Below are 23,863 nucleotides of genomic sequence, written 5' to 3'. Positions count from 1 at the left end.
TCACTTATTAATATGATGATGGAGTGTTTTTCTAGCCAAAAATATACTGTGCTGAGTCCCTTTTCTTTTCTGCGAGCTAACTTCACGTGTATCCACGTCAAAGCCTGCATCTTTTAGACGCACGCTAAATAAATAATCAGGTCCTGCGGACCAAACAGCCAACATACCTTTTGGTCTTAATACCTGATAAATATCCTTGAGCCCCTGCGTAGAATAAATCCAATTGTTATCACCATGGGTAAGGCCTTCTGGACCGTTATCAACATCCAGTAAAATCGCATCAAATGTTGGTTTTTTGGTAGACAATAGTAACTTTACATCGCCGACAATAACCCGTGCACGGGGATCATCAAGTGGCCGCTTTGCACATTCACCCAATGCTCCTTGATTCCAAGTAACCACTTCTGGAACTAACTCTGCCACAGAAACTTGAGCACTTTGGTTAACGACCTTTAAGGTTTCAGCTAAAGTGTACCCCATGCCTAAACCACCTACTAGAACATGAGCATTATCAGCGTCTTTTAAGTAAGCGCAACCCAACTTAGCAAGTTCTTTTTCTGAATTAAAAACGCGACTATTCATTAATTCGCCGCGTTTACCCGTTAATCGGATGGAAAACTCTTTCCCTCGTTGAGAAAGTGTCATTTCGCCACCATTGGGAATGGCAGCGGAATCTAATTGAACCCATGGGAGCATATTGATTGAGCCTAAAAAAGTAAGGAAACGACCCCACAGATTAACATAATTTTCAGATTTACTAAGTACAAAAATAGAGCTAACAAAGAATCCGTCATATCCACCGACTTCCTTGTTAAATGGTGAAGTATTTAATTTAAAATTGGTTACAATATTAGATTAGTTAATTGAGAATTTTTAAAGAGATCAGAATGAATAAACTGCGAATTAAGAAAATTGCGCAAGCAAGCGCCATAGTATCCTTATCAATGTCTTTTGTTATCGCCTGTTCCAATACTGACATGAAGGATGCTCCTAGCTATAACGCAGCATCCAATAAGAAAGTTCCTGCGACTAAATTTGATCTATCTAACTGGAAAATTACAGTGCCTGTGGATATGGACAATAATGGCAAAATTGATGAGATCGATGTTGCTGAAATCCAGAGCTATATGCACCCTGACTTTTTCTATTTAGATGAAAACGGCGGTATGGTTTTCGCCACTCCCAACAAAGCAATTACAACAGCTTCATCAAGCAATACACGCAGTGAATTACGCCAAACTTTCCGTGGTATCAATAAAAAAATAAAAACCAAAGCTCCTGGTAATAACTTTGCATTAGCTGCGCACCCTTTAGCTACCAAGTTTGCCTCAATTGGCAGCAAAATAGATGCAACCCTGAAAGTAGACCATGTGGCCTTGCGAGCAAAAAATCCCAACACTCCCGCAGCTTATTCAGTGGTGGTAGGACAAATTCATGCAACCAAAGACGACAAAGTCATTGCCAAAAACCAAGGTTTTGGTTGGGGCAACGAACCCATAAAAATTTATTTTAAAAAGTGGCCAAACCATCAAACAGGCTCGGTTTTTTGGAACTATGAACGCAACCTCCCTAAAACAGATCCTAATCGCACAGATATTGCCTACCCAGTGTGGGGAAACACATGGGAGAATCCTAATGAACCTGGAGATGCAGGTATCGCTTTAGGTGAAGAGTTTAGTTATCGCATAAATGTGTACGAAAACACTATGTATCTGACGTTTAGCGCAAAAGGTAAAGATGATGTGAAATACCAAATAAACCTTGCCAATAATGTTGATGCTTATGGCAAGGTTGATAAAAAAGATAATCCATTAGGGTATGCAGGCGACGCCCATTACTTTAAAGCGGGTGCCTACAATCAGTGCAGTACTAAAGACCAAGCTGACAGCCTATGGTATGCAGGATGTTTAGGTACGGGAGATTGGGAAACTGACAAGAATAATGGCGACTATACCCAAGTTACCTTTAGTCAATTAACCTTAAGTCCACCAGCGGTGGAATAACGTTACAATCAATTGAGAAAATCTTCTAAAAACCACGCCGACAACTCATGTCGGCCATGTAAGTTACTTTTCTGATATAAGCTTGAGGCTTGCTGTCTAACAGTGGCCTCTTTTGTTTCTCTGACAGAGGCGATTTCTTTTAAACTTAACCCCTTTAAAATCAATATCGCAACCTGTTGTTCACCCAAGGTCAAATTCCAGTCGTTAAATTGAGCTTGTATTACTTGGCCATAATGTTTGCGTTCGCTTTCCATTTCGCCACTGAGGGTCTGAATTTGCAAATTTGCATCTTTAAGTTTGGTGGCTAAACGATTTAATGAGCGAGAACGCAAGCGCAAATCGTGAATAAGCAGTAAAGCTCCAATAGCTGACACAATAACAATTATAGTTTCCCCTAACACATGCCAAAGAGGCACATTTAGCGTAATATCGACAAACACATCCATGGCATTAAGTACCATGATTGTAATTAGCACCAAAATGATAATTCTATCTTTCATTTACACTCCAACTATTTAAATTTTACCCCTAACTCGACTCTATCGAACATATGTTCGATGCCCTGTCCTACATGTGTTTATTGTTAAATAGCCTACTGATATCAATAATATAGATACTGACTTCAGGAGTGAGCTGCACAATTCAATGTATTACCTATCAACAATCCAAAAATTCATTTTAGCCTTGGTGCTTTTATGGCCTTCATGGGTGTTTGCTACGCAATTAACCCTCAATGATGTTCTAGATGCCGCGTTAGAAGTTCACCAGCGAGACAACAAACAAAACTCATCAAAAATCACCATTCAACAACCCACAGATTCTTGGTTGGCTAGCCCCCCGAGTGTGGGACTTTTATATATGCACAACCAGCAAAACCTCGGTAGCAAAGAAGCCGAACTCAGCTTGAATCTAGCCATAAAGTCTCGTTTACAAACTGAAATCGACCAGCAACTACAAAGCTCAGTGCCGATAATTCAACAACAAGCGTTACAACAACAAGCTTTATACTTATCAGGACTGATCAGATTTATTATTTGGGAATATAAACTGCAGCACGTTTACGCTAAACAAGAGCAGCAAAAACTGACTGTTTTAAATAAATTACTTTCCCATTATACGCTACTAGAGGAAGCTGGGAACACCCCCGCCTATCTAACCTTATTGATCCAACAAGAAAGCATACAGGTTCAACTCTCCTTATTAACGCACCAGAATCAAACCCAAAGGTTATTGGCTCAATATTCGGCGCTAACTGGATTGAAAATCCTGCCAGAGAATACTATCGAGGCTCTCTACAATGAACATGCAGGTGCAATTAACTTGCACCCTGATATTCAGGCCCTAGATGCGACCTGGCAAGCAAACATTGCACAAATTAATGCAGCGTCCAACCATGCAAAACCTTGGAATCTTTCGCTATTTGCTAAACACAATGAAACAGCAGGTATTAGCGACAATCAATTAGGGGTAGGACTAGATATATCTCTATCAATTGGAAACAACTTTACACCTACTCAGTATAACCAATTTATGCTGATGCAATCTCAATATGCGCTAGAACGAAATCGCTTACAACAACAAATTCAACAAGCTATCAGTAATGCTAAAGCTCAATTGGAGCTGAGCGAGGCACGAGAAAGCTTACTTAAGAAATCGTTACTCTTAACTCAGAAGCTGCAACCCACCTTAGATAAGTTACTTAAAGCCAATACAACAGAACAAGAGTGGATATTAAGACGAACCTTAGAAGTTGTAGAAATCCAAGGTCAATATGCCATTAACCAAATTAATTTAGCCAAAAATATAGCCACACTTAATCAAGCAGCAGGAAAATCCTTATGAAAGGTTTCGCAAAATCTATTTTTATTGCCACCAGTTTAATGGCCATCACTTCCGTTTCGGCACAACAGCTGAGGCTTGATATAACGGATCTTAAGGATTTAGCACTGCTTACAAAACAAGTAGAAGCAGTTAATGAATATGCTGGGCGAGCGACTTTAGGTGAAGTGTCGGAATTACCCGGTGAAGGTTACACAATTCGCTCGCCGTTAACGGCTCAGCAGGTTCATTTTCTGCACCCGGTAGGCACAACACTCAATGTTGGTGAGAATTTTGTGGAGTTAAGCGGACCAGAAGTACATCACTATTTTAGTCAGTATCAGCTCAAAAAGTCATTATTTGACCTCAGCAAACAACAATATCAAAAGAATAAAGCATTGTTTGCCCAGGCATCTATCTCGCAACAAGCCTGGTTAGACATCAGCAAAGCCTATTTTGCAACCAAACTCGAATATGACGAAATGCAGCACTTTTTTGAATTGGTGGCGGGCTTTGATGAAGAAACAGAAACCTTAACCTTAAAAACCCCCATTCACGGCGTAGTGCATTACACTCACTTTGCATCATTAACTGAAGGTGACGTTATTGCCCGAGCCATTCCCTTGGAAAGTATCAGGTTGAGCTTTAATATACCTCATGAACAAGTAGCTAATCTTGCTTATTTAACCACTCCATCTCCTCAATGTAGGCTAAATATAAGCGCCGTCGAAAGTGTTACAACACAGCTGTCTACTAAGGTATGGAGCGAACCTTTAACAGCTCAGTGCCCTTACAATTTAGGACAGAGCGTATCAGTCACACCATTTTTTAAACAACAGGCTTACTTGGTGCCTAAACAGTCGGTTTTTTCCTTGAACGGCGCCCAGTTTGTATTTGTGAAATCCGCAGATCAATTACAGCCCGTTAAGATCAACCTCACCAGTAGCCGTGGTCAAAACTATACGGTCACCAGTGAAACACCCTTAACAAATAGCTCGATACTCATCAGCTCCGTTAGCGCCGCTCAGGGTATGTTGTTAGGTTTGGGGAGTGAATAAATGTTAGCTAAGTTGATACGCTTATCCCTTACCCAACGGGTGTTCATTTTATTATTGGCCGTTGGGGTAATGATGACAGGCGTGGTCTCGTGGATGAATATTCCCATCGACGCCTTTCCTGATATTTCCCCCACACAGGTGAAAGTCATCTTAAAAGCGCCAGGGATGACAGCCGAAGAAATTGAAGCTCAAGTTACCCTGCCCCTTGAAACGGAGTTATTGGGGATCCCAAACCAACAAATTCTGCGCTCTACTACCAAATATGCGATTACCGACATTACTCTTGATTTTATCGAGGGCACCGACATTTACTGGGCCAGACAACAAGTCGCGGAGCGCTTAAACAATATTTTGAGCACACTGCCCGCAGGTCTTGAAGGTGGTATTGCGCCAATGAGCACTCCCTTGAGTGAAATGTTCATGTTTTCATTAGAAAACCCCAAGCTAAGCCTGCTTGAACGTAGACAAATACTGGAGTGGGAAATCCGACCGCTACTTAGAACCATAGATGGGGTTGCCGATGTTAATATTTTAGGTGGCTTCGCAAAAACCTATCAGATTACGCCGGATCCCGTAAAACTGTCAGCCATAGGTTTATCTTTCACCCAATTGGCCGAGCACATTCAGGCAACTAACCTAAATGGTAATATTGGTCGTTTGGATATAGGTAACGATGCGCTCATTATTCGTGGTGAGGGACGGGTTGAGAGCATAGAGCAAATTCGAGATATGCAAATCAAATCCAGTGGGCAACATAGCATACGTTTGTCGGATGTGGCAGAGGTCAGTGTCGGTCACTTAACCCGTTATGGTTCTGTTACACGCAATGGTCAAGAAACCACTGAGGCCATTGTTATTTCACTGAAGAATGCCAATACCGCCCAGGTCATTGAAGGGGTAACAGAGAAACTAAAACAGATTGAAAAGACTTTACCTGAAGGTTCGCAAATTAATGTTTTTTACAACCGTAAAAATTTAATCGACACCGCCATAGGCACCATTCAAGAAGCGCTGTTGATTGCGGTAATTCTGGTCATTATTGTATTAACTCTATTTTTAGGGAATATTCGAGCAGCATTGGTTGTGTCAATGATACTGCCCCTTTCAGCATTGAGTACATTTTGGTTAATGGACAGCGTGAATATGTCCGCCAACTTAATGAGTTTAGGCGGTCTTGTTATTGCTATCGGCATGCTAGTTGATGCATCGGTGGTGGTGGTAGAGAACGTGGTTAATCAACTCAGTAAGAAAACGCCATTACCGAAATTACACCTAATATTTCGAGCCTGTAAAGATGTGGCTGTGCCAGTGGCTTCTGGCACCATTATAGTCATCATCGTATTTTCACCGCTGCTCACATTGACCGGTCTGGAAGGAAAACTCTTTAAACCCGTGGCGATGACAATTGTATTTGCCATGTTTTGTGCACTGCTGCTGTCATTAACCGTTATTCCTGCATTGGCTTCAGTCTTAATTAAACAACATGACGCCAAAGACCCTCGTTTTCTTAGCGCTTTAAAAAGTGCTTATAGTCGCACCTTGTCTAAGGTATTAGCCCGCCCTACTTGGCTGATCATCGGCATACTGGTTGCACTGGGTATTAGTGGGGTTCAGTTTGTTTATTTAGGTAAAACCTTTATGCCAGTATTGGACGAAGGCGATATTATTGTACAGCTTGAAAAAACGCCGAATATAACCTTGAAAGCGTCTACTGCACTGGATATTCAAATTCAAAATGCATTGCTTGAACAGATACCTGAAATTAATCAAATTGTTGCTCGCGTTGGTGCCGACGAAATTGGCTTAGATCCCATGAGCCTCAACGAGACCGATATATTTATGGAGTTAACACCGCCATCCCAATGGCGATTTAGTACTAAATCAGAGTTAGTGGATGCTATTCGGGATGTACTAAAACAGTTTCCAGGCATTAACTTTGGTTTCACTCAACCGATTCAAATGCGAGTTTCAGAAATGCTCACTGGTAGCACTGGCGATGTGACCATTAAGGTATTTGGCCAGGATCTAACCGAGTTGGCGCATTTAGCCTCTCGTATCACTGAAATAACCAGAGCCACCACAGGCAGTGTTGATGTCAATACGGCAGTGACCGAAGGTGGAGAGTTTTTAAATATTCGCCTCAAACCAGAAGTTGCCCAACGTTATGGGATGAACATAACTGAACTGTCTGACTATTTACGTTCACAATTTGAAACCGTGGCGATCTCCGAAATAATTCAAGGCAAACGCAAGACCCCGGTGGTATTTGCTACATCGGCCAATACCGCACTGCGTCCTGGGACCTTGGATGAAATTAGAAACAATTTGATTTTATTACCGGATGCCACTTTAGTGCCTTTATATGAAATTGCAGATATTAACTTTAAACAAGGACCGGTTTTAGTTGAGCGAGAAAACAGCAACCGCTTTTCAGTGGTCACCACCAATGTCACTGGCCGTGATATCGTGGGATTTGTTGAAGAATTAAAACAAACCCTTGCCAACAACTTAGCATTGCCATCCGGCTATGTGCTTAGCTTTGGTGGTGAATTCGAAAATCAACAACGGGCGACCAATAACCTGATGATGGTTGTCCCCATCTCACTGTTGCTGATATTAATCATTTTGTTTACTACCTTTGGTTCATTGCAAAAATCGGCTCTTATATTAGTGAATGTCCCGTTTGCGGTCATGGGTGGTATTTTCGCCTTATTTATTAGTGGTCAATATTTGTCTGTACCGGCATCTGTGGGGTTTATCGCCCTACTGGGGATCTCAGTATTAAATGGTGTGGTAATGGTCAGCTATTTTGAACAAACCAAAATGGAAATCCGTGATGTACTTATCCGCACAATTGATGGTGCAACACGTCGTTTAAGGCCAGTGTTAATGACCGCAATGACCGCCATGTTCGGCCTTGCACCTTTAGTATTTGCTTCTGGCCCCGGAGCAGAAATTCAAAAACCTCTGGCTATTGTAGTGATTGGTGGTTTATTTACCTCTACATTAACCACTTTATACTTATTGCCTGTGCTGTATAATTGGATGGAGAATAAAAATGCAAGAAAACAATAACTTTCAATTACTTATAGCCATAGTGCCAGAACAACTAAAGGATAAATTAGTCGATAGATTAATCGGTCAAGAGACATTATCAGGCTTTAGTTTGAGTAAAATTCAGGGTTATAGTGCTCAACACCATCAATATAACATTCAAGAACAAGTAGAAGGTTATCGAGATTTTTATCGATTTGAACTTTTACATGATTCAACTCATTACCAAGATTTATTGGCACATATCAGAACCATCAGTCCCCACAACAACATTCGATTTTGGTGCGTGCCTGTTATAGAGCAAGGACTGCTTTAAACTTTAGCTGCAATACACTGGCATTTACAAAAAATACCCAGGCAACTTAAAATAAGTGCTGTCCGGGCGAAAATGCTAAGAGTTGGCTAGAGGGTAAGGGTTTACTAAAATAAAACCCCTGAACCAAATCACATCCTAAGCGTTTCAAAATAGTGAATTGCTGTTCAGTTTCAACCCCTTCAGCAACCACTATTAATTTTAGGCTATTTGCCATTGCTATGGTCGCTTTAACTAAATCACAATCTGATTTGTTTATTGTTATCCCTTGTATAAAACTGCGATCTATTTTGAGTACATTAAAGGGGTATTGGCGTAAGTAACTCAAAGAAGAGTAGCCGGTACCAAAATCGTCTTGAGATAAAGTGATCCCTAAAGCACTGATCTCTGCCAAAGACTCATGAATATATGATTGACCATTCATCAATACCCCTTCGGTAATTTCAAGTTCTAAAAATTCGGCACTGACTTTTGTTTGCTCTAAGCTTTTTTGCAAATTCGCCACTAAACTCTGATCTCTGAATTGACGAGGAGACAAATTAATCGCCATTGTATATGGCTCTTTGTCCCTACTTTGCCAATGCTTTAAAAAGCTCAAAGCTTGATTAATTACAAATTCACCTAAGGTGATGATTAACCCAGTATGTTCTGCAATGGGAATAAACTCATTTGGACTGACTTTACCTAATGATGGATTGTTCCACCTCAGTAATGCCTCGGCGCCTACAACTGAATTAGTTTGCAGAGAGAATTTAGGTTGGTAATACACTTCAAATTCGCCACGTTCTAGGGCTGAGTGCATCTGCTCTTCAATTTCAAAGCGACGTTGCATAACTTGATTCATGTCGCTGGTAAAAAATGAGAAAGTATTTCGTCCCTGTGCTTTAGCTTGGTACATAGCCGTATCGGCATTTCGCAATAAATCAGAGGCACTGCAACCGTTTTCGGGATATATGGCTATGCCTAAACTTAAGGTAAGCATTAGCTCTCTACCAGCTAATTTAAACGGATTTCTAAATACTTTTAGTAAGTTCTCAGCAATGGCTAAAACATCATTATGATCGGCGAAACCTTTCAGCAACACGATAAATTCGTCACCCCCTAAACGCCCAACGGTATCCTCTTTACGTACAACCTGAGTTAATCGTTGTGCTGCCTTTACTAATAATTTGTCGCCTATTTCATGGCCTAAAGAATCGTTAACCTTTTTAAAGTCATCTAAATCAATAAAAATCACCACAGCTTTTTGATTATTTCTTTTAGCCTCGATTAATATTTGCGAAAGACGATCAAGGGCTAAAAAACGATTTGGTAGCAAGGTTAGGCTGTCATAGTAGGCTTGGTGACGAATTAACTCAGCTGATTTATATTGCTCTGTAATATTCCGAACAATTACCATTACCTGTTTATATTCAGATAGGTACGCCATCCTTGCTTCAAAATATAGAATACCTTGGGGCATAGTGAGATCGTACTCAAAGCTAATTAATTCAGGTTGTTCAATCACTTTTTCAATGTGTGTTTGGAATTTGCTGGTAACTTCTTCTGGTAAAATATCTCGCATATTTTTACCAATAAATTGCTGGGGAGAAACATAGAGGTTTTCTTGTTTACTTGCGTGGTAATCAATAATGGTGCCATCTGTTTGCATCAAGAAAAACAAATCAGGAATAGCTTCAAAGATAGTTTCCAACATATGTTCTTTGAATAACGCTTGGGCTTCTGCTTTTCTGACATCCGTGAGATCAATATCAATACAATACATTTGTTTATTACCGTATTGATTAACGAACATGACATGACTTGAAAAAACCGATACATCAGCTCCGCTTTTATGCCGCATAATAATTTCGGCAGCGGGGATCTCAACACCTTGATTGAGCCAGTTACCGTGGGCCTGAATCACACCTTCTCGCATAGAAACTGGAATAATCAAGTCTTCTAGCTTTTGCCCTGTTGCTTCTTGTTTAGAATATCCATATAGCTTCTCACTGCCCTCATTCCAATAAATGACTCTACGGTGATCATCATACCCTTGCACGGATATCACTTTAACCGCATCAAATAATTGGTGAAGGGGATCATTGAGCTCATATTGATGAGACAATGGTTTTTCTGTTTTCCTTGAACTCATTGTTCGAATATTCCAAGTTGATTAGCTCAGATTCAATATTGACCGTGTAATTTTTAAAAGTGACTAGTAGATATTTAATAGTAGAACTAAATAGTCAAATTAACAGTAAGATATTATTGTCTTTACGCCAAAACTTTTGATATTCAATTATTCAAAATTGAAAACTCTCTATTTCTCTAAACTAGGGTTTACCAGCTTGCTCCTGTGCAAGAACACTACCTAACACGTAAACCAAAGGTGCATTCCAATTAATTGTCACTTCATTGGTTGAGTAGCTACACCAATCATCTAAATAACTACTCGCTGCATAGTTCTGGGGATACACACAGTTATCTTGTTGGCCCGGTTGCGGCCCACCAACAAGCATCCCGGGTAAAGGTTCATCTATCTGGTCACCCGCTGAAATGCGATGATGAGGATGTTGCGGTGTGAGTTCACCGAACCCGGTCAAAAATGAATATCCTGTAGGGTTGCGTCCTAACACAAAATTCAAGTTTCCTAATGCAACCTGACGATACTTCTCTTGCCCTGTTAACCTAAATGCGTTCAGCAACATTATCGCTTTATTCAAAACAACGCCATTACTCCCCCAAACGAAATCCTCTGAATTCATGGCAACACCATAACCATTGGTTTGGTATATTTGAATGCTAGCATCCGCATAATCAATGAGTTGAGTTTGAATTTTACGATATTCATTGTCGGCTAACATTCGCTGGCCTTCTCTAGCAAGGCTCAAATAGCCTAGCGCTGCCACGTTGCCCCAATCAGGTTCTTTTAGAGACTGCCTGTATTGTTTAAATGCCTGCAAGTATCTACGATCTTTAGTGGCTAAAAATAACTCAGCTCCGGCCCATGCAAATTCATCAGCAAAATCACTGTCTCCGTATTCCCCACTGCTCACATCTGCTGGTTGCTGGTAAACATAATTTGGATTTGCAATAGCCCAATCCCAAGCCTTTTTAGCACTCGCTAACCACGTATCCAATTGCTGAGGATTATCAGAAAATAACGGGCGCAATATTCGACTAGCCGCAGCAAGGGTGGCCGCATAATCTAATGCCGCAGATGTAGAGAAGCCAATCACATAACGATCGGCAGTATCAGCAGCAGGCATATCTTTACCTGGCCACTGTAAGGTTGTGAGTTTGTGATAAACCGCTCCGTCATTATTCTGCATGGTATGTAACCACTCTAGATTCCACATAAGCTCATCCACAATATCAGGAAGCCCATTATTGGATTCGGGAATGCTGACAGATAGGTTGCTATAAAACTCTGGATTATCCGCATAGGCCGCTAACAAGGTGTATGTGGATATGCTGGCATTTACGGTGTATTTACCGTAATCCCCAGCGTCATACCACCCCTTTGGGGAACTGATGGTACTTAAAGCAGGTTGACTAGCACTGGCCGCTGAAGGATGCACAATAACTTGAGTATCAGGATGCCCAGCTGGGCGCTTAAATTTACCAGCATAGGCTTCTGTTAAGGCCATACCTGCACGATTGAAATAATAATATTTTAGCGCAGCTTTGTGAGCGCGCTGATTTACCTCACTATTAATATATATCGGCCCAGACTTCCCTACTCCCTCAACAGTTAACACATAGTTGCCAGGTATAGAAAAATCTGAAAAGTCAGCAAATTTAAATTCATTAGGACCTTGGGCTGGCCAACCTCGAGTTTCACTTAACGTACCTTCAAACACGGTCTCACCCAAGCTATTTTGTAAACTGAAAGCAGATTCTGTTGTGGCAGGAACAATTGCGCCTTTCTCGCCAGTGGCAAAATAGCCCAATTGATTGATGTGAATGGTCTGCTTGGCTGGTTGTGAAACCTTAAGGTTACTCGACTGAGTATTGATATCGGCGCTTTTACACCCTATCAAAACGCAAGTTGCAACCCCATAGAATAAACTGGACAAGTAGACTTTTCGATACTGATTAAACATTTAGACACCTTATAAATGGGCTATTGAACACATTCACAATGAAGATAAACATCACCTAAATCGGCTCAATATATAAACCAACAGGAAAGCCTAAACTTAAACCAATATTATTCTAGCTTCCCGCAACAATGACTAAAAGCATGCAGTATTAACATCACTTTCACCAGCCTACTTTTTTATTTTTTCATCTTTTGGGATTTCGAAAATCCGTTTTTATTAATAAAAATTACAACCAGACAAAAAACTGATACGCCAAGGGTGCAAGAAGTGATGAAAATATCGCCGCAATGATCAACGCCACCGAACTGAATGCAGTATCTTCAGAAGAGTGCTTTACAGTCGCCGAAGTGCCAATGGCGTGAGAGAGACTGCCGACGATAATGCCGCGATGGACAGGATCATGGACTCCTAGAAGCTTAAAGATTGGGTAAAACAAAATTGCACCAGTCAATCCAGCAAACAAGCCTAGAACAATCACGATGGAGGTTTCACCGTTTAAACTGCCACTGATCTCAAGGGCAATGGGAGTGGTGATGGACTTAACTAAAAGAGATGCCAAAAGTGGTGCGGGAGCATCTAACAACCAAGCTACCAAACCTGTAAATAAAATGGCCAGAGAACAACTTGCCAAACATGACAACAAAATCAGTTTCATGTTGCTGCGAATTTGCGGCAGTTGCTCGTACAAGGGATAAGCAAAAGCTACCACTGCGGCCTGCATAAAGTAATTTATCCAGTTGGTTTGAGCGTAATAGGTTTCAAAGGGAACATCCAATAACAAAAGAATGCCGATGATGGTAAACATACCGACTAATAAGGAATTTAGAAAAGGGATCTTAATTCGACTGAGTAAATACACCGCAAGTAAATAAACCACTAAGGTCAGCGCTATCCACATTATTGCTGTTCCTTTGCCTTGAGTTGTTTAAACACTAAACTCAATATTGCCGCGACAACGATATTTGAAAGTATTGTGCCAGCCAAAAACAATGCCATTTGTTGGTACATCAGGTCAAAGTAGTTCATAAAACCGACAGCGATGGGAATAAAAAATAACAACATATGTTTAAGCATTAATTTTGCTCCATCTTCCATCAATCGAACCGGAATAATGCCCACTGATAAACAGAAAAATAACAACAACATGCCAATGATACTGCCAGGTAGTGGAATGCCCGACAAAGCCTGGATAGTTATGCCTGTCCACAAAAACAAAAAGATGATTGCGATGGAAAAGAAAATCTTGATAGTCGTACTTAACACGCTGATTTTAAGCCATTTACTAGTCGATTTATCAATAATACCAGATACTCAGCTCAATTCAGCGTCAATAGCTAAATTTAATAGGATTGAAATCCCCTAAAAGAGATACTCCTAGTCAAGTTGGCAAAATTTATTTAAGTAAGTTCACGATATAGGGTAATTGGCAAACGTTTACATTGCCTAAAGACCGTCAACACGAGCAGCCTATGACCTTTCCAAAACGTTTTATAGCTTTTCAAGACATGAAGAAAAGTGCTAAATTCTTATAAACGCATGAATTATATTCATCTAGTTTTTATAAAACTCACTTTTAAGAGTAAAACCCAAATATGTTAGACCGTAGCCACCTCACGATTATCAAAGCGGTATCAGAAACCGGAACTGTTACCCGAGCAGCCGAGCAACTTTGTTTAACTCAGTCGGCCCTCAGCCATGCTATCAAAAAAATTGAACATCATTATCAAGTGCAAATTTGGCAAAAAGAAGGGCGTAAACTTCGTCTCACTCAAGCGGGACACCAGATGCTTAATTTAGCCAATCGACTGATACCCCAATTCGACTATGCCGAACAGCAACTGCAACAAATAGCCCAGGGCAAAAAAGGCATATTGCGGATTGGTATGGAATGCCACCCTTGTTATCAATGGCTATTGAAAACCGTCAAACCATTTCTGGCCCAATGTGAGGGAGTGGATGTAGATGTAAGGCAAAAATTTCAGTTTGGAGGTTTAAGCGCATTATTAGGTTATGAGATAGATTTATTGATCACACCTGACCCTTTATTTCACAAAAATGTGCTCTATACACCGGTATTTGATTACGAACATGCGCTAGTAGTTTCCGGACAGTCTCCCCTAGCTAAATTAAAACACCTTAGCCCTAATGATTTAAGCGAACAAACTTTAATTACCTATCCGGTGGAAGCTAGTCGTTTAGATATTTTCACCCACTTTTTAACCCCTTCGGGTGCAAGCGTTAAACAACATAAAATTATTGAGAATACTGAGATTATGCTGCAGATGGTTGCTGCAAACCGCGGAGTGGCAGCACTACCACGCTGGTTGATTGAAGAATACCAACAGCAAATGGATATAAAACCGATATCATTAGTTAGCCCAACCGCCCCAAATGGTATTCAAAAATCCATTCACTTAGGCATACGAGAAAATGAAACCGCACCAGACTACCTCAACACATTTATGGCGTTATCTAAAAAAGTTAAAGTAGCCTAGACTAGCTAAATTGACGTCATGCTAAGGGCTAAAAAATAGTCGTTGGTCAAATTAACGTTTCTTTGGGCGGATCTTAGACTTTTCACTAATCCGCTGTTATCTGCTCAACCTAACCTATACAAACCTGTTTAGCTCCCTTCCCGCTTTTGGAAATCCAGTCCATTTTTAGACCCGTAGCTCTTAAATATTCATGTCTAAAAACGATGGATATCGATTATTTGCTGTAAAAGTAAACAAATCAGTTGACGAAAAATCGTTTGTAAAAGAAACTACTGTTAACAAGTTGTTATTTATTAGTTACTTTAAAATTAACAACAGTTCAAAAAGCCATCAAAGGAGTCATATCTTGGTACTAAATCACTTATGGGGTATTTATACTCACCCAAAAGAAGAATGGCATGCTATTGACGAAAAACATGAAAGCTATTTCTACAGTTTTAGTCACATCTGCATCATTTCACTTATTCCCGCAATTTTAAGTTATTACTCTTCCTATCATCTAGGTTGGAGTATTGGTGTTGGAGAAGTTATTAAACTAGATCAAATGTCAGCAGCATCTTTAGGTATAGGCATGTATTTCGGTTTAATTGCGGGAGTTATTGCACTTGCGATTATTATTTATGAACTTGCTAAAGTTTTCGATTCAAACCCGAGTTATACGCAATCGCTAGAACTTGCGGCGTATACAGCTACACCTTTATTTATGTGTGGTTTTGCAGCATTTTACCCCGCACTTTGGTTTGTGATGGTAGTTGCCTTTGTTGGCATTTCTTACTCTATTTACCTATTGTATTCTGGTGTGCCCATTATGTTGCACATTCCTGAAGATAAAGGCTTTATATATTCAAGTGCCGTTGTGACAGGCGGTCTTATTTTACTAGTGGTGCTTATGGTTGGTTCGGTTCTGCTTTGGAGCGTCATCGGTGATCCAGTCTTCACTCATTAGGGTTTAAAAAGCTCAAAAAAAACCGCGTCACTTTCGAAGTGACGCGGTTTTTTATTTTCTATTACTTTTACATAACAGTTAGCGTTAATTAAAGACCGTCAGAGTTCTCTGACAAGTACTTAGCAACACCTTCTGGTGACGCGTCCATACCTTTCTCACCTTCTTGCCAACCAGCTGGGCAAACTTCACCGTGCTCTTCGTGGAAGTTCAATGCATCAACCATACGCAACATTTCATCAACGTTACGGCCTAGTGGTAAATCATTAACTACTTGGTGACGTACGTTACCTTCAGCATCAATTAAGAAAGAACCACGGAAAGCTACGCCTGCATCAGGATGTTCAACATCATATGCTTGGCAAATTTCGTGTTTAGTATCAGCAACCAAAGTATATTTAACTGGACCAATACCACCTTCATTTACTGGGGTATTACGCCATGCGTTGTGGCTGAATTGTGAATCAATTGAAACACCAATGACTTCAACACCACGCTTAGTAAATTCTTCATAACGTTTATCAAACGCAATCAACTCAGACGGGCATACAAAAGTGAAATCTAAAGGATAGAAAAAGATAACTGCTTTTTTACCTTTAATATTTTCGCTAAGGGTAAAACTATCAACAATCTCTCCGCTTCCAAGAACTGCTGCTGCAGTGAAATCTGGTGCTGGACGACCAACTAGTACACTCATTTTTTTCTCCATTTATTAGTGAAAGCATTTATAAACGCAAATGCATCTTCGTTTAACGATTTAAAAAAGCTGATAAGCACAATATAAGACTAGAATAATAAAACCCAAGGAAAACGAACAACTTTTTTTACTTAAATTTGCAAAAAAGTACATTCCCTATGGAATCACAATTTAAGACTTTAAATTAAAGACAATGTACAACAAATAATCAAAAAAGCACTTGTAAATGATACAAATAACAACTATTATCATTTGCATAAAGATTGAGGTGTAATTTTATGTACGTTTGTTTGTGCCACGGCATCACTGATAAAGCTATTGCAAAAGCTGTCCGCGAAGATGGTGTTGGTAGCACTCGCGAATTGCGCACTAAGTTGGGTGTGGGTAGCCAATGTGGACGTTGTATTCAAATGGCTCAGGATATTATCGACACCACAATCATCGACGAAAGTTTATTTAAAGAAGTTAGTTAAGTTAGCTAATTTTATTTACAAAAAAGGAGCATATTGCTCCTTTTTTGTTTCTAAGAAGCGAAAACCTTAGTCTTCTTTACCTTCTTCAGCATTTTTTTCTGCAGTTTCTTTAATCAACGGCTGTAACTCACCCTGTTGAAACATTTCCATGATGATGTCACATCCACCCACTAACTCACCGTCAACCCATAACTGTGGGAATGTTGGCCAATCTGCATATTTAGGTAATTCAGCACGGATATCTGGATTTTGCAGAATATCAACATACGCAAATTGCTCACCACAAGACATTAGTGCTTGAGATGCTTGTGAAGAAAAACCGCAACTTGGCAGTTTAGGTGACCCTTTCATATACAATAAAATTGGGTTTTCATTAATTTGTTGTTTGATTTTCTCTACAGTGTCCATTTTACCACTCTCTATATATAAGTTAGTTTGAATATGGGTGTTAGTTTACCTGTTTCAAGCTCTCCTTTCCAAAAGGTTTGCTAATTTACAAAGATTTGTCACAATCATCAGTAATACTTGTATAAGTGCAAATTAATAAATAATCTAACGACTTGGTAAAAAGTATTTGTATTTCGGGTTGATAATTAGCATCTTATCCCCAGATCATTATTTATAAATCATATAATTATATTAGAGTGCAGAGCTTTCAATGAAGCTTTACATTCTAGAAATTCACGCTAGCATTTAGCCTGGCAGTAATTTAATAAACGCTAAGCTCACAATATTGGAGAATTTACATGGCTTTTGAACTACCCCCGTTACCTTATGAAAGAAACGCTCTAGAACCGCATATTTCTTCTGAAACCCTTGATTACCACTATGGTAAACACCACGCGACTTACGTAACTAAGTTGAACGGTTTAGTTGAAGGTACAGCAATGGCTGATATGTCTTTGGAAGATGTGGTTAAGCAATCAGACGGCGGTGTATTTAACAATGCTGCGCAAATCTGGAACCACACTTTTTACTGGAACAGCCTAAGCCCAAATGGCGGCGGCGAACCAACTGGTGCACTAGCTGATGCAATTACTGCTAAATGGGGCTCTTTTGACGATTTCAAAGCAGCGTTCAATGATAAAGCAGTTAATAACTTCGGTTCTAGCTGGACATGGTTAGTGAAAACTGCTGATGGCAGCCTAGATATTGTTAATACTAGCAACGCTGGTACACCAATCACTGAAGAAGGTGTAACACCGCTAATCACTGTTGATTTGTGGGAACACGCTTACTACATCGATTACCGTAACGTACGTCCTAACTACCTAGGTGGTTTTTGGGCATTAGTTAACTGGGATTTCGCGGCATCTAATTTCGCTTAATTCAACGTTAATACGTTAATATAAAAAACCAGTCATTTGACTGGTTTTTTTGTATATGTCCATAATTTTTGCGGGGCTAAAGCACCCGCCTACAGATGAAATTCAAGATCCCCCCTGTAGCATGGCCTTTAGGCCATGGGCACTCAAGGTAAATCACCATAATTTTCGCGGGGCTAAAGCCCCCGCCTACAATTGAAATCAAAATTCCCTGTAGCATGGCCTTTAGGCCATGGACACACAAGGTAAATCACCATTATTTTCGCGAGGCTAAAGCACCCGCCTACAAATGGAAATTAAGATAAGCCCCGTAGCATGGCCATGAGCACACATGATAAATCCCCACGATTTTCGCGGGGCTAAAGCACCCGCCTACAAGGTGGAAATCAAGATCCCTCCTGTAGCATGGCCTTCAGGCCATGGGCTCACAAGGTAAATCACCATTATTTTCGCGGGGCTAAAGCACCCGTCTACAGATGAAAATAAAGATCCTCCTGTAGCATGGCCTTTAGGCCATGGGCGCACATGATAAATCCCCACGATTTTTGCGGGGCTAAAGCACCCGCCTACAATAGAAATAAAGATACACCCTGTAGCATGGCCTTTAGGCCATGGGCGCACATGATAAATCCCACGATTTTCGCGAGGCTAAAGCACCGCCTACAAAGTTGCAGCTAATCGGGTACCTTGGTCGATTGCGCGTTTTGCGTCTAACTCTGCTGCGACATCTGCGCCACCAATTAGGTGATAAGGTTTATTCAAACCATCAGCTAATTCACGTAAAGGATCTTGGCCGGCACAAATAATCACGTTATCCACATCTAAAACTTGCACTTCATCGTTTACTTTGATGTGTAAACCCTGGTCGTCAATTTTCAGATATTCTACACCAGCAACCATTTTCACGCCTTTGGCTAATAGCCCAGCACGATGCGCCCACCCTGTGGTTTTGCCTAAATTAGCGCCAACTTTGGTCGTCTTACGTTGCAACAAGTAGATTTCTCTGCCAGAGGCGCTAGGCTGAGGTTTTACACCTTCAACACCGGCTCGCGCACTTAGGGTCATATCAATCCCCCACTCTTTCATAAAGGCTGGGATATTTAAGCTAGTAGACTCACCTTCATGAGCTAAATACTCAGAGACATCAAAACCGATACCACCCGCACCAATCACCGCCACTGAATGTCCCACAGGCTTTTTATCGCGGATTACATCTAAGTAACTTAATACTTTGGGATGCTCAACGCCCGGAATTGCCGGAGTTCTCGGTTTAATACCAGTGGCAATAAGTACTTCGTCAAAATCCCCGCTGTTAAGCAATTGGGCATCTACTCGTGTGTTAAGTTTCACATCCACATGATGCAGTTCTAATTGTTTTGCAAAATAACGAAGGGTTTCATAGAACTCTTCTTTGCCTGGAATTTTTTTAGCAATATTAAATTGCCCACCAATTTCACTAGCACTATCAAACAAAGTCACTTTATGACCTCGCTGGGCAAGGGAAACGGCAGCTGCCAAACCTGCTGGACCAGCGCCAACCACAGCCATTTTCTTAATAATGTCGGCAGCTTCAATATTGAGTTCAGTTTCGTGACAAGCTCTTGGGTTAACTAAACAACTGGTATCTTTACCCTCAAACACATGATCTAGGCAGGCTTGGTTACAGCCAATACAAGTATTGATTTCATCGGCGCGATCCTCCATGGCTTTGACCACGAATTCGGCATCAGCAAGGAAAGGTCTAGCCATAGACACCATATCCGCATCGCCACGAGCCAACACCTCTTCTGCAACTTCAGGGGTATTAATTCGATTAGAGGTGATCACCGGAATATTCAACGCCTGTCGGAATTTAGCTGTCACCCAAGTAAAGGCTGCACGAGGCACTTTAGTGGCAATCGTAGGAATACGCGCTTCATGCCAGCCAATCCCTGTGTTTATGATGGTTGCACCGGCTTTTTCGACCTCAAGACCCAATTCCACCACTTCATTGTAAGTTGAGCCACCTTCCACTAGATCAAGCATGGATAAACGATAAATAATAATAAAGTGCTCACCCACCGCTTCTCTCACACGTCGAACGACTTCAATGGGAAGACGAATTCGGTTCTGATACTCACCACCCCATTTATCATCACGCTGATTGGTGCGACTGGCGATAAACTGATTTAAGAAATAACCTTCAGAGCCCATAATTTCAACACCGTCATAACCGGCTTTTTGCGCTTGTTTGGCTGTAAACACAAAATCGTCGATTTGTTGTTGAATCCCCTCTTCATCCAGAGGGTTAGGTTTAAACGGGTTTATTGGCGCTTGAATGGCTGAAGGTGCAACCAACTTAGGATTATAGGCATAGCGACCAGTGTGCAGAATTTGCATGCAGATCTTACCACCTTCAGCATGCACAGCATCGGTTATAAATTTATGCTCAGCTATACGTTGCTCACTATCGAGTAAATTCGTTTTTGCATGGGTGGCCCCTACTTCATTAGGTCCAAAACCACCGGTAACAATTAGACCAACGCCACCTTTGGCTCGCTCTTTGAAAAAAGCCGCCATACGCACATGGCCATTTTCAGCTTCTTCAAGGCCCGTATGCATTGACCCCATGATGACTCGGTTACGAATAGAAGTGAAACCTAAATCAAGGGGGCGAAACAAATTTGGATAGGGTGTACTAACTTTTAAATCTGCAGTCATTCTTTTGGTCCTGTTTACAATTATTTGTTGGTCATCATCGAGCTTTTATCCAATAACTCAGCATATTGCGGCATCCGCTTTTCGGTTTGTGCTGCCATCGCCTCATGAACATCAGGCATTTGAAACATGCCAGATTGCCAGGTCGCCATATAAGTAAGGCTATCTTGCACATTATGATCTCGCGTGTAATTGATCATTTCTTTACATCCCGCCACTGCCATAGGGGAATTTAAGGCAATCTTCTTAGCAATCTTCATTACCGCCGCTAACATCGTTTCCTGATCTTCAAACACACTATTCACAAAACCTTGAGCCAAGGCTTCTTGGGCGCTCCAATTTCTGCCGGTATAGGCCAACTCTCGTACTAAGCCTTGGGGAATTAAATTAGGTAAACGTTGCAGTGTGCCCACATCGGCGGTCATACCGATTTCCGTTTCCTTGATGGTAAAAAACGTATCTTGGGTACAATAACGACAATCTGCCGCACAAATCATGTCGACTGCGCCGCCTATTACGCCACCATGGGTTGCTACTAATACCGGCATTCTGACTTGTTCGAGAGCATTGAAAGAATCTTGCAATTCCAACACTGAACGTCTCAATCGTTCTGCTCTGCGTGCAGGTTCGCCTTTAAAGTCTTTTGCCATTTGCGCAAACACTGACAAGTCCATACCTGCACTAAAATGTTTTCCTTGGGCTGAAATAACAATCACTCGCGCGGCCGACTCATGGTCGATTTGTCGCACAGTTTGCGGCAACTCATGCCAAAACACCGGGATCATGCTGTTAAGTTCTTCGGGGCGGGACAACTGAATATGGGCAATATGATTTTCTATTGATACCGTTAATGTGGTTAATTTCGAAAAATCTAAATTTGTATTTGCGGTTTCCAAAACGATTTTCTCCAAGTTAGTACACAGATGATAAGTAAAACACGCCTACAAAATTGTGGCTGTTTAGTTAGCTTATGCGCACCTATAAATTGGATGAATTCTTGGGCGGAACGCGTAAACCTTGCCTATCTAGACAATGTCAAGATAAGGTAAGATGTTGACGCTGTCAAGATCTATGATAAAGTGCCGGAATGACAGATAAAAAGCTCCCAAAAGCCCGTTACCATCACGGTGACCTGCGAACTAGCCTAATACTAACGGCTTCCGCCATGCTTAAAGACAATGGCGTTGAGAACCTATCTTTGCGTAAACTCGCTGATCAGGTTGGTGTATCACGCACTGCCCCATACCATCATTTCAAAGATAAAAATGAGCTTTTGTGCGCTATTGCAGAACAAGGGTTTTCCCATTGGAAACTGCAATTGGAGGAAATATTTGAAAACCCAGATTTGAATGAGGAACAGAAGTTAAGGGCTTTTATCCACGGTTACATAAGTTACGCCGCTCAGAACCCGGAAATGTATGATCTTATGTTCGGACGAACAATATGGAAACAAAATAGCGCAACGGATTCATTAAAAGACATTGCCTACCCTACCTTTCAATTTCAAGTCAAAATGACTCGGGATTGGCAGCATAAAGGTTTGTTGCCAGCTAGTTTAGATACACTGCGGTTATCCCAAGTTACTTGGGGAACAATCCACGGTATTGCGCGCTTATTAATAGATGGTATTTATGCAGATGCCAGTCATATTGATGAGATGTGTGAAACAGCGTTAAGAATGTTCGTGTTAAATCGTCAAGAAGTCGATAAATAACAACTAAAGCCCATGCTGTTGTTTGATCATGTCAGCGGCTTTTTCAGCAATCATGATAGTTGGAGCATTGGTATTGCCGCCTATCAAGCTAGGCATTACTGATGCATCTACCACCCTTAAGCCTTTTACCCCTTTCACGTTTAACTGGCTATCTACTACAGCCATAGGATCTTCAACACTGCCCATTTTACAGGTGCCAATTGGATGATAAATAGTTTCCGCTCGTTTACGTAAATAAGCCAAAATTTCTTCATCGGATTGGGCTGCAATACCTGGGCCTATTTCTCGCGCCCCATACTGAGCAAATTCGCTAGTGGACAATATATCGCGGGCTTTGCGCACGCCATCTATCATCACGGCTATATCATCTGGATGGGTTAAATAGTTGGGATCGATAACCGCTGGTGCCAATGGATCTGATGATGCTAACCTAATTTCACCGACACTTTTGGGGTATAAACAACAAACGTGAACCCCATAACCGTAACCAAAGGCGGTACTGCGACCGTGGTTTAATAATATTGCCGGTAAAAAGTGATATTGCAGATCAGGGCGGTCCGTGGCTAATTTTGATTTTGCAAAACCGCCCGCTTCGGCAATATTGGATGTCATCAATCCTTGGCGTCCAAATACATATTGGAAAACAGATTTAATATACCTAGGCAATGACGGCAATGCTACGGCATAGCTTTCTTTGGCTTCACATCGCTGCTGCACAATAGCATCTAAATGATCTTGCAAATTTTGCCCTACACCCGGCAGGTCAACCAGAGTTTCTATGCCATGTTCGGCTAAATGGCCTTTAGGACCAATGCCAGATAACATTAATATTTGCGGACTATTAATCGCACCGCCACTAAGGAGTACTTCTCGCGTGGCTTTAAGATGAATAGGTTGACCTTTGTGATGCAACTTCACGCCAGTGGCAAGGTTATCTTCAATGACAATCTGTTCAACTTGTGCGTGGGTGAGCACGGTTAAATTAGGACGCTCTAACGCAGGCTTTAAATAACCTTTTGCACTAGAACATCGCTGTCCATTGACTTGGGTGACCTGATAAAAACCTAAACCTTCCCGTTCTTCTAAGTTGAAGTCTTCTAATATGGGCATACCCACTTGTTGTGCGCTTTTAACAAATGAACGAGATAACTTGTTGGTATGACGTAGATCATTGACATGCAACAA

Annotated in this window: 21 protein-coding genes; 10 read left to right on the top strand and 11 right to left on the bottom strand. The window is 41.1% G+C overall.

The genetic code is table 11. The features are described 5' to 3' along the window. Positions 1 to 696, bottom strand: a complete 696-nt coding sequence (locus tag ABJV04_RS21045) for an MnmC family methyltransferase (RefSeq protein WP_348493719.1) — start codon at positions 694 to 696, stop codon at positions 1 to 3. A gap of 191 nt (positions 697 to 887) precedes the next feature. On the opposite strand from ABJV04_RS21045, the gene ABJV04_RS21040 reads away from it, so the two are divergent. After that, the gene (locus tag ABJV04_RS21040; RefSeq protein WP_348493717.1) at positions 888 to 2,003 is read left to right on the top strand and encodes a polysaccharide lyase family 7 protein; all 1,116 of its coding nucleotides are present in this window, start codon (positions 888 to 890) and stop codon (positions 2,001 to 2,003) included. Positions 2,004 to 2,011: 8 nt separating this feature from the next. Here ABJV04_RS21040 and ABJV04_RS21035 read toward each other — a convergent pair whose 3' ends face one another. Beyond that, entirely contained in the window at positions 2,012 to 2,503 is a 492-nt protein-coding gene (locus ABJV04_RS21035; protein WP_348493715.1) for a LuxR C-terminal-related transcriptional regulator, read from the bottom strand. 145 nt (positions 2,504 to 2,648) lie between these two features. On the opposite strand from ABJV04_RS21035, the gene ABJV04_RS21030 reads away from it, so the two are divergent. From ABJV04_RS21030 to ABJV04_RS21015, 4 genes are read left to right on the top strand one after another with little or no spacing between them, the layout of a single operon-like run. Next, positions 2,649 to 3,845: a TolC family protein gene (locus tag ABJV04_RS21030; RefSeq protein WP_348493714.1), complete on the top strand. Its 1,197-nt coding sequence runs from the start codon at positions 2,649 to 2,651 to the stop codon at positions 3,843 to 3,845. Continuing rightward, positions 3,842 to 4,879, top strand: coding sequence for a hypothetical protein (locus tag ABJV04_RS21025; protein ID WP_348493713.1), 1,038 nt, complete (start codon positions 3,842 to 3,844; stop codon positions 4,877 to 4,879). The genes ABJV04_RS21030 and ABJV04_RS21025 overlap by 4 nt, the downstream gene beginning before the upstream one ends. After that, positions 4,880 to 7,954, top strand: coding sequence for an efflux RND transporter permease subunit (locus ABJV04_RS21020; protein ID WP_348493712.1), 3,075 nt, complete (start codon positions 4,880 to 4,882; stop codon positions 7,952 to 7,954). Further along, the gene (locus ABJV04_RS21015; RefSeq protein WP_348493710.1) at positions 7,938 to 8,249 is read left to right on the top strand and encodes a DUF3240 family protein; all 312 of its coding nucleotides are present in this window, start codon (positions 7,938 to 7,940) and stop codon (positions 8,247 to 8,249) included. The genes ABJV04_RS21020 and ABJV04_RS21015 overlap by 17 nt, the downstream gene beginning before the upstream one ends. Before the next feature lie 46 nt (positions 8,250 to 8,295). Here ABJV04_RS21015 and ABJV04_RS21010 read toward each other — a convergent pair whose 3' ends face one another. The 4 genes from ABJV04_RS21010 to ABJV04_RS20995 form a co-directional block, all read right to left on the bottom strand. Beyond that, complete coding sequence (locus ABJV04_RS21010) at positions 8,296 to 10,380, bottom strand: EAL domain-containing protein (RefSeq protein WP_348493708.1); 2,085 nt, start codon at positions 10,378 to 10,380, stop codon at positions 8,296 to 8,298. A 181-nt stretch (positions 10,381 to 10,561) separates the two neighbouring features. Next, the gene (locus ABJV04_RS21005; RefSeq protein ID WP_348493707.1) at positions 10,562 to 12,334 is read right to left on the bottom strand and encodes a glycoside hydrolase family 9 protein; all 1,773 of its coding nucleotides are present in this window, start codon (positions 12,332 to 12,334) and stop codon (positions 10,562 to 10,564) included. 226 nt (positions 12,335 to 12,560) lie between these two features. Then, positions 12,561 to 13,232 (bottom strand): LrgB family protein, encoded by a 672-nt coding sequence (locus ABJV04_RS21000; protein ID WP_348493705.1) that lies wholly within the window; start codon positions 13,230 to 13,232, stop codon positions 12,561 to 12,563. Next, on the bottom strand, positions 13,232 to 13,597 hold the full coding sequence (locus ABJV04_RS20995) for a CidA/LrgA family protein (RefSeq protein ID WP_348493703.1): 366 nt from the start codon (positions 13,595 to 13,597) through the stop codon (positions 13,232 to 13,234). The genes ABJV04_RS21000 and ABJV04_RS20995 overlap by 1 nt, the downstream gene beginning before the upstream one ends. A gap of 329 nt (positions 13,598 to 13,926) precedes the next feature. On the opposite strand from ABJV04_RS20995, the gene ABJV04_RS20990 reads away from it, so the two are divergent. Further along, on the top strand, positions 13,927 to 14,829 hold the full coding sequence (locus tag ABJV04_RS20990) for a LysR family transcriptional regulator (protein ID WP_348493702.1): 903 nt from the start codon (positions 13,927 to 13,929) through the stop codon (positions 14,827 to 14,829). A 346-nt stretch (positions 14,830 to 15,175) separates the two neighbouring features. After that, positions 15,176 to 15,775, top strand: coding sequence for a Yip1 family protein (locus tag ABJV04_RS20985; RefSeq protein WP_348493814.1), 600 nt, complete (start codon positions 15,176 to 15,178; stop codon positions 15,773 to 15,775). An 88-nt stretch (positions 15,776 to 15,863) separates the two neighbouring features. Here ABJV04_RS20985 and ABJV04_RS20980 read toward each other — a convergent pair whose 3' ends face one another. Beyond that, positions 15,864 to 16,469, bottom strand: coding sequence for a peroxiredoxin C (locus ABJV04_RS20980; RefSeq protein WP_348493700.1), 606 nt, complete (start codon positions 16,467 to 16,469; stop codon positions 15,864 to 15,866). 278 nt (positions 16,470 to 16,747) lie between these two features. Here ABJV04_RS20980 and ABJV04_RS20975 point away from each other — a divergent pair, with 278 nt between their 5' ends. Further along, the gene (locus ABJV04_RS20975; RefSeq protein WP_348493698.1) at positions 16,748 to 16,942 is read left to right on the top strand and encodes a bacterioferritin-associated ferredoxin; all 195 of its coding nucleotides are present in this window, start codon (positions 16,748 to 16,750) and stop codon (positions 16,940 to 16,942) included. A 66-nt stretch (positions 16,943 to 17,008) separates the two neighbouring features. Here ABJV04_RS20975 and ABJV04_RS20970 read toward each other — a convergent pair whose 3' ends face one another. After that, entirely contained in the window at positions 17,009 to 17,350 is a 342-nt protein-coding gene (locus ABJV04_RS20970) for a Grx4 family monothiol glutaredoxin (RefSeq protein WP_348493696.1), read from the bottom strand. A gap of 338 nt (positions 17,351 to 17,688) precedes the next feature. Here ABJV04_RS20970 and ABJV04_RS20965 point away from each other — a divergent pair, with 338 nt between their 5' ends. Further along, positions 17,689 to 18,270 (top strand): Fe-Mn family superoxide dismutase, encoded by a 582-nt coding sequence (locus ABJV04_RS20965; RefSeq protein ID WP_348493694.1) that lies wholly within the window; start codon positions 17,689 to 17,691, stop codon positions 18,268 to 18,270. 657 nt (positions 18,271 to 18,927) lie between these two features. On the opposite strand, the gene ABJV04_RS20960 is transcribed toward ABJV04_RS20965, so the two are convergent. Continuing rightward, entirely contained in the window at positions 18,928 to 20,967 is a 2,040-nt protein-coding gene (locus ABJV04_RS20960) for an NADPH-dependent 2,4-dienoyl-CoA reductase (protein WP_348493692.1), read from the bottom strand. Positions 20,968 to 20,987: 20 nt separating this feature from the next. Next, a complete protein-coding gene (locus tag ABJV04_RS20955; protein WP_348493691.1) occupies positions 20,988 to 21,860 on the bottom strand; it encodes a crotonase/enoyl-CoA hydratase family protein in 873 nt (290 codons plus the stop codon). A 191-nt stretch (positions 21,861 to 22,051) separates the two neighbouring features. Here ABJV04_RS20955 and ABJV04_RS20950 point away from each other — a divergent pair, with 191 nt between their 5' ends. After that, positions 22,052 to 22,678, top strand: a complete 627-nt coding sequence (locus ABJV04_RS20950; protein WP_348493689.1) for a TetR/AcrR family transcriptional regulator — start codon at positions 22,052 to 22,054, stop codon at positions 22,676 to 22,678. A 3-nt stretch (positions 22,679 to 22,681) separates the two neighbouring features. Here ABJV04_RS20950 and ABJV04_RS20945 read toward each other — a convergent pair. Beyond that, a partial coding sequence (locus ABJV04_RS20945) for a GMC oxidoreductase (RefSeq protein ID WP_348493687.1) occupies positions 22,682 to 23,863 on the bottom strand: 1,182 nt, incomplete at its 5' end.

This window comes from Aliiglaciecola sp., assembly GCF_039982535.1.
Taxonomy (GTDB): Bacteria; Pseudomonadota; Gammaproteobacteria; order Enterobacterales; family Alteromonadaceae; genus Aliiglaciecola.
This window is presented reverse-complemented; position numbering and strand designations above follow the sequence as displayed.